The organism is Streptomyces sp. NRRL S-378, assembly GCF_000720645.1.
In the GTDB taxonomy this organism is placed as follows: domain Bacteria; phylum Actinomycetota; class Actinomycetes; order Streptomycetales; family Streptomycetaceae; genus Streptomyces.
Map to the genome: position 1 here is coordinate 185,635 of NZ_JOBX01000001.1, position 12,441 is coordinate 198,075.

At 70.8% G+C, this 12,441-nt stretch carries 13 protein-coding genes; 7 read left to right on the forward strand and 6 right to left on the reverse strand.

The window, feature by feature from the left end; all coding sequences use genetic code 11:
* Positions 1–49 precede the first annotated feature (49 nt).
* Genes IH80_RS0100900 through rplI form a run of 3 tightly spaced genes read left to right on the forward strand, consistent with a single transcriptional unit; the run spans position 50 to position 1,381 of the window.
* Positions 50–637 carry a single-stranded DNA-binding protein gene (locus IH80_RS0100900; RefSeq protein ID WP_030956812.1) on the forward strand — a complete coding sequence of 196 codons (588 nt, stop codon included), beginning with the start codon at positions 50–52 and terminating at the stop codon, positions 635–637.
* 42 nt (positions 638–679) lie between these two features.
* Positions 680–916, forward strand: a complete 237-nt coding sequence (gene rpsR / locus IH80_RS0100905) for a 30S ribosomal protein S18 (RefSeq protein WP_005315025.1) — start codon at positions 680–682, stop codon at positions 914–916.
* Between the two features lie 18 nt (positions 917–934).
* Complete coding sequence (gene rplI, locus IH80_RS0100910; protein WP_030956813.1) at positions 935–1,381, forward strand: 50S ribosomal protein L9; 447 nt, start codon at positions 935–937, stop codon at positions 1,379–1,381.
* A gap of 138 nt (positions 1,382–1,519) precedes the next feature.
* Here the strand turns inward: rplI and IH80_RS0100915 are convergent, their stop codons facing one another.
* Positions 1,520–2,857 carry an MATE family efflux transporter gene (locus IH80_RS0100915; protein ID WP_030956815.1) on the reverse strand — a complete coding sequence of 446 codons (1,338 nt, stop codon included), beginning with the start codon at positions 2,855–2,857 and terminating at the stop codon, positions 1,520–1,522.
* Between the two features lie 453 nt (positions 2,858–3,310).
* On the opposite strand from IH80_RS0100915, the gene dnaB reads away from it, so the two are divergent.
* Together dnaB and IH80_RS0100925 are read left to right on the forward strand one after the other, a co-directional pair.
* Entirely contained in the window at positions 3,311–4,774 is a 1,464-nt protein-coding gene (gene dnaB / locus IH80_RS0100920) for a replicative DNA helicase (RefSeq protein WP_030647415.1), read from the forward strand.
* 9 nt (positions 4,775–4,783) lie between these two features.
* Positions 4,784–6,169, forward strand: coding sequence for a serine hydrolase domain-containing protein (locus tag IH80_RS0100925; RefSeq protein WP_030956822.1), 1,386 nt, complete (start codon positions 4,784–4,786; stop codon positions 6,167–6,169).
* Between the two features lie 18 nt (positions 6,170–6,187).
* On the opposite strand, the gene IH80_RS0100930 is transcribed toward IH80_RS0100925, so the two are convergent.
* The 3 genes from IH80_RS0100930 to IH80_RS0100940 form a co-directional block, all read right to left on the reverse strand.
* Positions 6,188–7,363, reverse strand: a complete 1,176-nt coding sequence (locus IH80_RS0100930) for a winged helix DNA-binding domain-containing protein (RefSeq protein ID WP_030956824.1) — start codon at positions 7,361–7,363, stop codon at positions 6,188–6,190.
* Between the two features lie 61 nt (positions 7,364–7,424).
* Positions 7,425–7,886, reverse strand: coding sequence for a GNAT family N-acetyltransferase (locus IH80_RS0100935; protein WP_030956825.1), 462 nt, complete (start codon positions 7,884–7,886; stop codon positions 7,425–7,427).
* 15 nt (positions 7,887–7,901) lie between these two features.
* On the reverse strand, positions 7,902–8,792 hold the full coding sequence (locus IH80_RS0100940) for a GNAT family N-acetyltransferase (protein ID WP_030956826.1): 891 nt from the start codon (positions 8,790–8,792) through the stop codon (positions 7,902–7,904).
* 151 nt (positions 8,793–8,943) lie between these two features.
* Between IH80_RS0100940 and IH80_RS0100945 the strand changes: the two genes are divergently transcribed.
* Both IH80_RS0100945 and IH80_RS0100950 read left to right on the forward strand, forming a co-directional pair.
* Positions 8,944–9,594: an HAD family hydrolase gene (locus IH80_RS0100945; protein ID WP_030956827.1), complete on the forward strand. Its 651-nt coding sequence runs from the start codon at positions 8,944–8,946 to the stop codon at positions 9,592–9,594.
* Positions 9,595–9,714: 120 nt separating this feature from the next.
* Positions 9,715–10,923: a globin domain-containing protein gene (locus IH80_RS0100950; protein ID WP_078906246.1), complete on the forward strand. Its 1,209-nt coding sequence runs from the start codon at positions 9,715–9,717 to the stop codon at positions 10,921–10,923.
* A 57-nt stretch (positions 10,924–10,980) separates the two neighbouring features.
* Here the strand turns inward: IH80_RS0100950 and IH80_RS0100955 are convergent, their stop codons facing one another.
* Entirely contained in the window at positions 10,981–11,460 is a 480-nt protein-coding gene (locus IH80_RS0100955; RefSeq protein WP_030956831.1) for an NUDIX domain-containing protein, read from the reverse strand.
* Positions 11,461–11,520: 60 nt separating this feature from the next.
* A complete protein-coding gene (locus IH80_RS0100960) occupies positions 11,521–12,426 on the reverse strand; it encodes a LysR family transcriptional regulator (protein WP_030956833.1) in 906 nt (301 codons plus the stop codon).
* Between the last annotated feature and the right edge of the window lie 15 nt (positions 12,427–12,441).

Consider the following 12,441-nt stretch of genomic DNA (forward strand, 5'->3'; position numbering starts at 1 on the left):
ATCGAGTAGCACAGCAGCCCAGCAGCAATCCCCGCCGAGAGGTTCACCCATGGCAGGCGAGACCGTCATCACGGTCGTCGGCAATCTCGTCGACGACCCCGAGCTGCGCTTCACCCCCTCGGGTGCGGCGGTCGCGAAGTTCCGTGTCGCGTCCACCCCCCGCACCTTCGACCGTCAGACCAATGAGTGGAAGGACGGCGAGAGCCTGTTCCTGACCTGCTCGGTGTGGCGGCAGGCGGCGGAGAACGTCGCCGAGTCCCTCCAGCGAGGCATGCGCGTCATCGTGCAGGGCCGGCTGAGGCAGCGGTCGTACGAGGACCGTGAGGGTGTCAAGCGCACGGTCTACGAGCTGGACGTCGAGGAAGTCGGCCCCAGCCTGAAGAACGCCACGGCCAAGGTCACCAAGACCACCGGTCGCGGTGGCCAGGGTGGATACGGCGGCGGCGGTCAGCAGCAGGGCGGCGGCGGCTGGGGCGGAGCCCCCAGCGGCGGCCAGCAGGGCGGCGGAGCTCCCTCCGACGACCCGTGGGCGTCCAGCGCGCCGGCCGGTGGCCAGCAGCAGGGCGGCGGCGGGGGCGGTTGGGGCGGAAGCTCCGGCGGCTCCGGCGGTGGCTACTCGGACGAGCCGCCCTTCTAGGGCAGCTCCATCCAAACTTCTTGATCACACAGGAGAGACACAATGGCGAAGCCGCCTGTGCGCAAGCCTAAGAAGAAGGTCTGCGCGTTCTGCAAGGACAAGACCGCGTACGTGGACTACAAGGACACGAACATGCTGCGGAAGTTCATTTCCGACCGCGGCAAGATCCGTGCCCGCCGCGTCACCGGCAACTGCACGCAGCACCAGCGTGACGTCGCCACGGCCGTGAAGAACAGCCGTGAGATGGCGCTGCTGCCCTACACGTCCACCGCGCGATAAGGAAAGGGTGACCGACCAATGAAGATCATCCTTACCCACGAGGTCTCTGGCCTCGGTGCCGCCGGCGATGTCGTCGACGTCAAGGACGGTTACGCTCGCAACTACCTGGTCCCGCGCGGTTTCGCGATCCGCTGGACCAAGGGTGGCGAGAAGGACGTGGCGCAGATCCGCCGCGCCCGCAAGATCCACGAGATCGCGACCATCGAGCAGGCCAACGAGGTCAAGGCCAAGCTCGAGGGCGTGAAGGTCCGTCTGGCCACCCGCGCGGGTGACGCCGGTCGTCTCTTCGGCTCCGTGACCCCGGCCGACATCGCCACGGCGATCGAGGCTTCGGGTGGCCCGAAGGTCGACAAGCGCCGCGTGGAGCTGGGCTCCCCGATCAAGACCCTCGGTTCGTACCAGGTCTCCGTGCGTCTGCACAGCGACGTGGCCGCGAACGTGGGCATCGAGGTCGTCGCCGCCTAAGGGCTGCACGCGAAGGGCCGCACCCCGCTGGGGTGCGGCCCTTCGCCGTTTCGTGAGCTCCTCCGCGCGGGCCCATGCCTCGCCCAGGTGTTTCACGTGAAACATGACCACGGCCCGGCGTTGTTTCACGTGAAACACCTACCGGGAGGCGCCCGCGATCGCCCATCGGCCGGAGCGGGCCCGCAACTGCAGGGTGACCATCCGGACCAGCATCATCAGGGTCATGGCCCACCAGAGCGTCGTCAGACCGCCCCCCAGGGCCGGCACGAGCAGCGCGACCGGAGCGAAGACGGCGAGCGTCACGAGCATGGCCCGGGCCAGGTAGGGGCCGTCCCCCGCGCCCATCAGGACCCCGTCCAACACGAAGACGATGCCGGACACGGGCTGGGAGAGGGCCACGACCAGCAGGGCGGGCAGCAGGGCGTTTTCGACCGCCGGGTCGCTGGTGAACAGCGGAATGAAGACGGGGCGGGCCAGCACCACCAGCAGGCCGAGCACGATGCCCGTGGCAATGCCCCACTGCACCATCCGGCGGCAGACGGCCTTCGCGCCCTCCGTGTCCCCCGCTCCCAGGTAGCGGCCGATGATCGCCTGCCCGGCGATCGCGATGGCGTCGAGCGCGAAGGCGAGCAGGCTCCACAGGGAGAGCAGGATCTGGTGGGCCGCGATGTCGGCGTCGCCGAGCCGGGCGGCCACCGCGGTGGCGATCATCAGGATGGCGCGCAACGACAGCGTGCGGACCAGGAGCGGAGCCCCCGCCTGGGCACAGGCGCGGATGCCGACGGCGTCGGGACGCAGGGAGGCTCCGTGCCGACGGGCTCCGCGTACGACCACGAAGAGGTAGGCGGCCGCCATGGCGCACTGGGCGAGGACGGTGCCCCAGGCGGAGCCGGCGATACCGAGACCTGCACCGTAGACGAGCGCGACGTTCAGTCCCGCGTTGAGGGCGAAGCCGCCGATGGCGACGTAGAGGGGTGTGCGGGTGTCCTGAAGGCCGCGGATGACACCGGTCGCGGCCAGGACCACGAGCATCGCCGGGATCCCGAGGGCGGAGATGCGCAGATAGGTGATCGCGTGCGGGGCGACGCTGTCCGAGGCGCCGAAAAGGGAGATCAGCGAGGGAGCGGCGGGAAGGACCACGGCGATGACGGCCATACCGAGCAGGAGGGCCAGCCAGATGCCGTCCATGCCCTGCCGGATGGCCGCCTGGAGGTCTCCGGCGCCGACCCGGCGGGAAACGGCGGCCGTGGTGGCGTAGGCGAGGAAGACGAAGACGCTCACGGCAGTGGTGAGCAGGGCGGCGGCGATGCCGAGGCCGGCCAGCTGGGGGGTGCCGAGATGTCCCACGATGGCGCTGTCGGCCATCACGAAGAGGGGCTCGGCGACGAGGGCGCCGAAGGCGGGGACGGCGAGTGCGAAGATCTCTCGGTCGTGCCGTCTCGGCCCGGCCGTGGGTGCTGCGAGGGCCTGGGTCATGCGCCCAAATCTAATCTTCCACAGGTAATGGACGCAACCTTGCAGGGATCCTTACTAGCGCGCTGACCCGGGCGTTCTTCCCGACCCGTTGGAGGCGTTCTCGAGAGTGCGCCGAAGAAATTTCCCCCACACTCCCGGTGGAAGACGAAATCCCAGGTCAGGTGGGGTAATGGGGTGCCCCAGGTGATTTTGTCCACAGCGTCGTCCCCCGGTCCGTGCACAGCTTCGGGGGAGTTACCCACAGCATTGGCGCCGTCGTCCACATCTCATCCACAGAGCCTGTGGATAACAAGATTGGCTGACGCCGCTCGCGGCCCTACCGTGGTGCGTTGCCCGACTCGCCGACAGCCGATTCGGGTGCCCCAAATGTCAGAGCCGTGTCGTAGAAAGAGTCGCACGGCGAGGTCCGCTCTGCGGACGGGAGGAGGCGGCCCGGTGAGCATGCCCGAGCCCATGGACGACCCCTGGGCCGACAGCGGTCCGAGCGACCGTCTGCCCGCCCGTCCGCGCCGTAACAGCGAAGGCCGGGGCCGCGGTGACGAGCAGCACGACCGGGGCCGCGAGGGCGGCTCCTGGGACGGTGGCGGTGGCGGCTTCGAGCGCGTCCCCCCGCAGGACCTCGACGCCGAGCAGTCGGTGCTGGGCGGCATGCTCCTCTCCAAGGACGCCATCGCCGACGTGGTCGAGGTCATCAAGGGCCACGACTTCTACCGGCCCTCGCACGAGACGATCTACCAGGCCATCCTCGACCTGTACGCCAAGGGCGAGCCGGCCGACCCGATCACCGTCGGCGCCGAACTGACCCGTAGGGGCGAGATCAGCAAGGTCGGCGGGGCCTCGTACCTGCACACGCTGGTCCAGTCCGTGCCGACGGCGGCGAACGCGGAGTACTACGCGGAGATCGTCCACGAGCGGGCCGTCCTGCGCCGCCTCGTCGCCGCCGGTACGAAGATCACGCAGATGGGGTACGCCGCCGACGGCGATGTCGACGAGATCGTCAACAGCGCCCAGGCCGAGATCTACGCCGTCACCGAGCAGCGGACCTCCGAGGACTACCTGCCGCTCGGCGACATCATGGAAGGCGCCCTCGACGAGATCGAGGCCATCGGTTCGCGCAGCGGGCAGATGTCTGGCGTGCCCACCGGCTTCACCGACCTGGACTCGCTGACCAACGGACTGCACCCGGGTCAGATGATCGTCATTGCCGCACGTCCGGCCATGGGCAAGTCCACACTCGCGCTCGACTTCGCCCGGGCCTGCTCCATCAAGAGCAACCTGCCCAGCGTGATCTTCTCCCTGGAAATGGGGCGCAACGAGATCGCCATGCGCCTCCTGTCGGCCGAGGCCAGGGTGGCGCTGCACCACATGCGTTCGGGCACGATGACGGACGACGACTGGACCCGGCTGGCCCGCCGGATGCCCGACGTCTCCGCCGCCCCGCTCTACATCGACGATTCCCCCAACCTGTCGATGATGGAGATCCGGGCCAAGTGCCGTCGGCTCAAGCAGCGCAACGACCTCTCGCTCGTGGTCATCGACTACCTCCAGCTGATGCAGTCGGGTGGCTCGCGCCGGCCCGAGAGCCGTCAGCAGGAGGTCTCGGACATGTCCCGAAACCTGAAGCTGCTGGCGAAGGAGCTCGAGGTCCCGGTGATCGCGCTCTCCCAGCTGAACCGTGGTCCGGAGCAGCGGACCGACAAGAAGCCGATGGTCTCCGACCTGCGTGAGTCGGGCTCCATCGAGCAGGACGCCGACATGGTGATCCTGCTGCACCGAGAGGACGCCTACGAGAAGGAGTCGCCTCGTGCCGGTGAGGCCGACCTGATCGTGGCCAAGCACCGTAACGGCCCCACCGCGACGATCACGGTCGCCTTCCAGGGCCACTACTCGCGCTTCGTGGACATGGCCAACACGTAGCATCCGATCATGGATGAGCTTGCCGAGGACCGTGAACTGCTCCCCGCCACCCGGCGTGCGCTGAGGCACCGGATCGCCGTCGCCCAGAGCACGGGACGGGCCCCGTCGGTCGTCGCGGCCGTGCTGCGCGGCGGGGAGGTGGTCTGGGAGGGTTCCCGGACCTCCGTCGAGGGCCACGGCCCGGACGGGAACGTCCAGTACCGGATCGGGTCGATCAGCAAGACCTTCACCGCCGTCCTCGTCATGCGCCTGCGTGACGAAGGGCTGTTGAGGCTCGACGACCCGCTGGAGAAGCACCTCCCGGGGACCGCCGCCGGCCACGTGACCATCGCCCAACTGCTGTCCCACACCGCGGGGCTGGCGGCGGAGACCCCCGGCGAGTGGTGGGAGCGCACGCCCGGCTCGCAGCGGCCCGACCTCGCCGACGTTCTGGGCGAGGAGCCCTTCAAGCTCGCCCCGGGCCGCAGGCACCACTACTCCAACCCCGGTTACACCCTGCTGGGTTCGCTGGTGGAGGCGCTGCGCGGCAGGACCTGGGAAGAGGTCCTGCGGGCCGAGGTGCTGGAGCCCCTCGGCCTGGACCGTACGAGCGGACTGCCGCAGGCGCCGCACGCCGGCGGCTGGGCGGTGCATCCGTGGGCCGACGTGATGATGCCCGAACCGCTGGAGGACCTGGGGCTGATGGCCGCGGCCGGTCAGCTGTGGTCCACGACCCGTGACCTCGCACGGTTCGCCGCCTTCCTGCTGCGCGGTGACGAGCGGGTCCTGAGCGTGGAGTCCGTACGGGAGATGAGCCGGCCGGCGGCGCCCCCGGAGCCCGGCCTCGCCGACCTCGGCTACGGGCTGGGGATGCAGCTGGCGGCCCAGGGCGCGCGCAGGCTGGCGGGCCACAGCGGTTCGCTGCCCGGGTTCGTCGCGGGGCTGTGGATGAGCGAGGCGGACGACGTGGCCGCGGTGGTGCTGGCCAACTGCACGTCGGGGGTGCCGGCCTCGGCCGTGGCGGTTGATCTCGTCGGGATCGTGGCGGACGCGGAGCCCCCGTTCCCCCGCCCGTGGCGGCCGTCCACGGCTGCGGATCAGGTGCCCCTCGAACTGTGCGGCCCCTGGTACTGGGGGACTTCGGCCCAGGTGGTGCGGCTGCTCGCGGACGGGTCCCTGGAGCTGGGGCCGGTCGCGGGGGCGGGGCGTACTGCGCGGTTCCGCTCCGAGGCCGACGGCAGCTGGACCGGGCTGTCCGGGTATTACGCCGGTGAGACGCTGCGGGCGGTCCGCCGCGAGGACGGCTCGGTGAGCCATCTCGATCTGGCGTCGTTCGTGTTCACGAGGGAGCCGTACGACGCCGCTGCTCCGGTGCCCGGCGGCGTCGACCCACAGGGCTGGCGCGGGATCGGCTGAGGGCCCCGGAAGCCCCTCTCAGGCGACGAGTTCACGCTCCAGCGGAGTGCGGAAGCGGGGGGTGACACGGGCGTCGCCCACCCAGGCGGCGAGGCGCGCGGCCTCGGCGGCGATCGCCTCCTCGGCGGTGCGGCCGGGGTCGCCCAGCAGCCGCCAGACGATCTCTCCGGCCGGGCGCTGGGCCCAGCCCCCGACGATCTCGCCGTTCCACCACACGGTGGGACCGATGTTGCCCGCGTAGTCGAAGAGGGCGGGCCTGTGGGCGGCATCGAGGTGGAACCCCCGGTCGGCCCAGCCCATGCCCGCGGGATCGAGCGCGGGCAGCAGCGCTGCCCAGGGCTCGGGAGTCGGTTCGGGCGCGGTGTCCCCGGGGCTGACCAGGGCGGTACGGCCGTCTTCGAGGCACACCTGGTCGGGGCCGACGGCGGCGAGGGCCTTGCGGACGTCGGTGAGGGTCCAGCCCGTCCACCACTTGAGGTCGGCCTCGGTGGCCGGGCCGTACGCGTCCAGCCAGCGGCGGGCGATCTCCGCGCGGGCCTCCGCGGCCGGGACGGCGGGCGAGGGTGCGCTGTGGACCCACCGGAACTGGCTGGAGGTCCACGACCCGCGCGGCCGGTCGCGGCGGATCCTGCCGTCGGCGGCCAGTAGGCGGATGACGCGGGTGGCGACGCCCTGCTCCGTCTCGTACTTCTTGCCCCGGCTGATGGTGATCTTCCGGCGCAGGGCGGGCACGGCTGCGGAGAGCTGACTGCCGGTGAGGGGTCCGCTGGTGTCCAGGGTGTCCAGAGCGGCGGCCTCCACCCCGGCCAGCCATGCGGCGTCGAGCCCCTGTCCGTCCTCGGCGAGGTGCTTGAGGAGGGTGCGGCGCTCCTTGACGGCGATGGCGCGGGCGGTCGACGCGTCGACGTACGGGGCGAGGTGCGTCGACACCGCGAAGAGGGTGTTGCGCATGCTGAGCAGCCGTACGAGGCGGACGTCCTCGTAGAGCGCGTGCTCGATCGCTCCGGGGCCGCCCTCGGCCAGCCGGGCCCGGGCGGAGAGGAAGACGGTCGCGGCGTCGGTGGCGTGCAGGGCGACGACGGAGTCCGCGGCCTCCGCGACCGTCGCGGCGTGGGCCGACGGGGCCAGACGGTGGCGCCGGCCGAGGCGGTTCCGGCGTTCGATGGTGCCGAGGAGGGGGAGACGGGCGCTCATCCTCCCGATCGTAGGCCGGGCCACCGACGCCGCGGTGCGGCCCGGCCCACGATCCTGCCGGTCAGAGCTGGAGCTTGAACCCGACGTGCGAGGCGGTGAACCCGAGCCGTTCGTAGAAGCGGTGGGCGTCGGTCCGGGTCACGTCCGACGTGAGCTGGACGAGTGCGCAGTTCTCGGCGCGGGACTTCTCGACCGCCCACTCGATGAACCGGGTGCCCAGTCCGCTGCCACGCTCGTCCGCGTGGACGCGGACGCCTTCGACGATGGCGCGGGTGGTTCCCTTGCGGGAGAGGCCGGGGACGATCGTCAGCTGGAGGGTGCCCACGACACGGCCGGCCCGCACGGCGACGACCACATGCTGGTTCGGGTCGCCGACGAGGCGTTCCAGGGCTGTGCGGTACGGGGTGAGGTCGTCCGGGGACTCGCGGGTCGCGCCCAGCGGGTCGTCGGCGAGCATGGCGACGATGGCGGGCAGATCGGCCTCGGTGGCCGGCCGGATCTCCAACGCAGGAGAGTCGGTCATATCGGAAGCCCCTTCTCAGCCGGCGGCCACGGTCAGCGGTGCCCAACGGCGGGTCCAGTCACCGGGCAGCTCGGGCATGTCCCGTGTCATCACGGCGTTGAAGGCGACGGACTCCAGGCCGCGTTCCTTGAGCCACGCGAGCAGTTCCTCGTGCCGTACGTCGACATCGGTGCGCAGCACACGGTCCGTGCCCCTGGCGAGAGAGGTGACCAGGGACATGGCGGTCTCGGTGTCCCGGGCGATCAGGGGGCCGATGACATGGGTGTGCATGTTGGGCCAGGCCGCCGCGTATCCCGTGAGCGTGCCGTCTCCGGTCTGGTTCTCAGCGACGAGCAACTGGTCGGCGAAGGCGGGCAGTCGCGTGATCATGTGCGTGCGGTCGGCGCCGAAGACCTCGGCGTCCAGGCTCAGGATGCGCGGGAGGTCCTCTGCGACCGCCCGTCGGACCCGAGCGGTACCGGGCGCGCCGGAGCCGTCCTCCTGGAAGGCCCCCACCAGCATTTCGGCGCGGCCTGTGGTCTTGAACCCGAGCTCCTCGTAGAGCGGGCGCCCATAAGGAGTGGCGTGCAGGGTGAGCGGGACTCCCTTGAGCACGTCGTTGCAGACGTGGGTCATCAGGGTGCGTCCGAGCCCCTGGCGTGCGTAGCGGTCGGCCACGAGGACCATGCCGATGGCGGCGAGGCCGGGGTCGGTGGAGGTGCTGCCGTAGCGGGTGACGACGCAGGCGGCGGCGAGGCCCCGGCCGTCCGGGGCATCGATGCCGTAGCCGTTTCCGGCGGCGAGCAGCAGTCCCCACTTGTGGTCCTCGCGGAGCCAGCCACGATCTTCGGACAGGTCGGCGCAGTGGTGGAGATCGTCCACGGTCAGCGCTCGGATCGGCAGATCGGTGATGTGTGGTGGTGTCACCGGCCCAGACTGGATCATGGGCCCGGAGTCGTCCAGGGGATTTGGTCGATGTTTCACGTGAAACATGAGCTGGGCGGGCGGTCGCTCCGGCCGGGTGTTTCACGTGAAACACGGTGTTTCACGTGAAACCGAGCCACTAGCCTCGACAGCCATGACGCGCCTGCACCTCTTCGATCTCGACGGCACACTGATGTACGGCTCGGCGGCTCCGGTGGAAATTTCCCGCCAGCTCGGCGTGAGTGCCGAAATCGCCGCGCTGGAGCGGTCCTTCGCCGCGCGGGACATCGGGCCGCACCAGTTCTCGGTGGCGGTGCACGCGCTGTGGGCCGAGCTGACGCCGGGGCACGTCCGGGCGGCCTTCGACGCGGCTCCCTGGCTCGCGGGCATCCGGGACGTCTGGCAGGAGATCCGCCGACGCGGGGAGTACTGCGCGGTGGTCTCCCTGTCCCCGTCCTTCTTCGTGGAACTGCTGCTGGAGTGGGGCGCTCATGCCGCCCACGGCTCGGTCTTCCCCGAGGTGCCGTTCACCCGGCCCGTGGAGGAGGCCGGGATCCTGACCCCCGAGGGCAAGGTCATGGTGGCCGACCGGCTGTGCGAGCAGTTCGGTGTGACCCGGGGCGACTGCGTGGCGTACGGGGATTCGGGGACGGACATCCACCTCTTCGAGGCGGTGTCCGTTTCGGTGGCGGTCAACGCGCGACCGTATCTGGCCGCCCGCGCGACCCATGTCTACGAGGGGCGGGATCTGCGGGAGGTATACCAGCTCGTGGCCGTGGCACGCCCGGGAGTTGACGCATCTTAGGAGGAAAGTGGGTTCGAATCGCGGATTTTCCGCGTTTCCCCGCAGGCCTCTGGGGCGGCTGGCACGCTGTGAAACCGGGAACCACGGATTTATGACCGTGGCGTGTGCAGACCGACCGAGATGCTCGAAGCGAGGCACCGCATGGACGCTCCGCCCACCAGATCGGCCAGACGCGAAGCGGCCCGGATACCTTCCGAGGGCGGTGCCGCCGAGCCCTCTCCGGATGCCGTACTCATCCGCCGCACCCTCGCGGAGATCGCCCCGGTCGCCGACAAGGTGACCTCGTACTTCTACGCTCTGGTCTTCACCGGGCACCCGGAAGTACGGGGCATGTTCCCGGCGGCCATGGACACGCAGCGCGACCGCCTCCTGAAGGCGCTCCTGACCGCCGCCGAACACATCGACAATCCCGCCGTGCTCGCCCCCTACCTCTGCCGACTCGGCACCGGACACCGCAAGTACGGCACCATGGCCTACCACTATCCCGCGATCGGCGAAGCCCTCGTGGGAGCCCTGGCCCGGTTCGCGACGCAGAGCTGGGGGCCCGAGACCGAGGCCGCGTGGGTGAGGGCGTACACCGCGATTTCCCAGATCATGATCGACGCGGCGGCGGAAGACGAGGCGAAGGCCCCGGCCTGGTGGCACGCGGAGGTGGTCTCCCACGACCTGCGCACTCCGGACATCGCGGTGCTGACCGTCCGTCCCGATCAGCCGTACGCCTTCGTGGCCGGTCAGTACGCGAGTCTGGAGACCCCGTGGTGGCCGCGGGTCTGGAGGCACTACTCCTTCGCCTCGGCCCCCCGTGCCGACGGGCTGCTCTCCTTCCATGTCAAGGCCGTCCCGGCGGGCTGGGTCTCCAACGCCCTGGTACGCCACGCCCGCCCCGGGGACGTGCTGCGTCTGGGACCGCCGGCCGGGTCGATGGTGGTGGACCACACCACCGACAACGGAATGCTCTGCCTGGGCGGGGGCACCGGCATCGCCCCGATCAAGGCGCTGATCGAGGATGTGGCCGAACACGGGGAGCGGCGGCCCGTCGAGGTGTTCTTCGGCGCGCGCAGCGACAACGACCTGTACGACAAGGACACGCTTCTGGGGCTGCAACGCTCGCACCCGTGGCTGTCGGTGCGGCCGGTGGTGGGTGACGGGCTGGCGGGCCAGCTGCCGCACGCCGTGGGTGAACACGGGCCGTGGAGCTCGTACGACGCGTTCATCTCGGGACCGCCCGCGATGATCCGCAGCGGGGTCGACGAGCTCCTGCGCATCGGTATTCCCGGCGAGCGGATCCGGCACGACGCCGTCGAGGAACTGGTGGGCATCGCCGGATGAGACCGGCGGGCACAGCCGGTCCGTGGACCGGCGGCGGCCCACCGGCCCCCGGAGGGCCTAGCCCAGGTCGGGCGCGTGCATGGCGCGCACGCCCTCGATGTTCCCGTCCAGGTAGTGCCGTAGGGACAGCGGGACGAGATGGACCGCGGCGATGCCCACCCGGCTGAAGGGCACCCGGACGATCTCGTACTCGCCCGCGGGTTCGTCGACCTCGGGGCCGTGCCGCAGGCTCGGGTCCATCGATTCGAGGCGGCAGACGAAGAAGTGCTGCACCTTCACGCCGGTCACCCCGCCGCCGGCGATGTGCTCGACGGTGTCGACGAAGCAGGGCACGACATCGGTGATCTTTGCGCCGAGTTCTTCGTGGACCTCTCGGTGGAGGGCGTCGACGACGGTGGCATCCGAGGGCTCCACTCCCCCGCCGGGGGTGAGCCAGTACGGGTCGACGCCGGGCTTGGTGCGTTTGATGAGGATCAGATCGTCACCGTCGAGCAGGATCGCGCGGGCGGTGCGTTTGACCACGGGACGTTCGGTCATGGGAGAAGAGTGGCCCGCCGCTCCGCTTCTGAAACGCGCCAGGGGCCGGAAACAGGGGGCTCACCAGTGCACGGCGGCGTCCAGGAGCCGCTCGCGGGCCCGGGCGAGGTGGGCGAGGGAGAGGCTCCCCGTCCGCAGAACCAGGAACCAGGTGCGCAGCGGTGGTACGGCAGGCTCCGCCACCGCCGCGATCCGGCCACTGTCGAGGGCGTCCTGGCACAGGTAGCGGGGCAGCACGGCGAGCCCCGCGCCCGCGAGGACGCATTCCAGTACGGCACGCAGATCGGGTACGACCACGGTGGCGGCCAGGGACCTCGCGTCCGGCAGGGTGTCGAAGACGGCGCTCCAGTACCGGGTGACGAGCGGCAGGGTCTCGTGGACCTCGACGAGCGGGATGCCCTCCAGCGCCCCCGGACCGTCGTCCCGCAGCCGGTCGGTGTCGACGAGGGCGGCCCAGTAGGGCGCGGCGACCAGAACGTGCTCCTCGTCGCACAGGGCGGTGGCGGTGAAGGGGCCGCCGCGGGGGCGGGCGGTGGTGACGACGAGGTCGTGGTGGCCGGCGGCGAGCCCGTCGAGAACGGTCCCGGCGTCGCCCTGCAGGGTGGCGCGGAGGGTGTGGCCCTGGCCGACCAGGGGTGCGAGGGCGGGGAGCACCCTCAGGGACAGGAACTCCGGCGGCCCGGCGACGTGGAGGGACCGCAGCCCGCCCGCGTCCTCCCGCTCCGCCTCGGTGATCCGGAGCAGGGCGTCGAGGTGCGGGGCGGCCTTGTGGGCGAGTTCGTCGCCGACGGCGGTGGGCGTGACACCGCGGGCCCGGCGGTGGAAGAGCGGCCGGCCCAACTGGCGCTCCAGCGTGCGGATCTGCGAGGTCACGGCGGGCTGGGACAGTCCGAGGAGGGCGGCGGCGCGCGTGAACGAGCCCGCCCGGTGAACGGTGACGAAGGTGCGCAGCAGGGCCAGATCCATCGCGACACCTCTCGG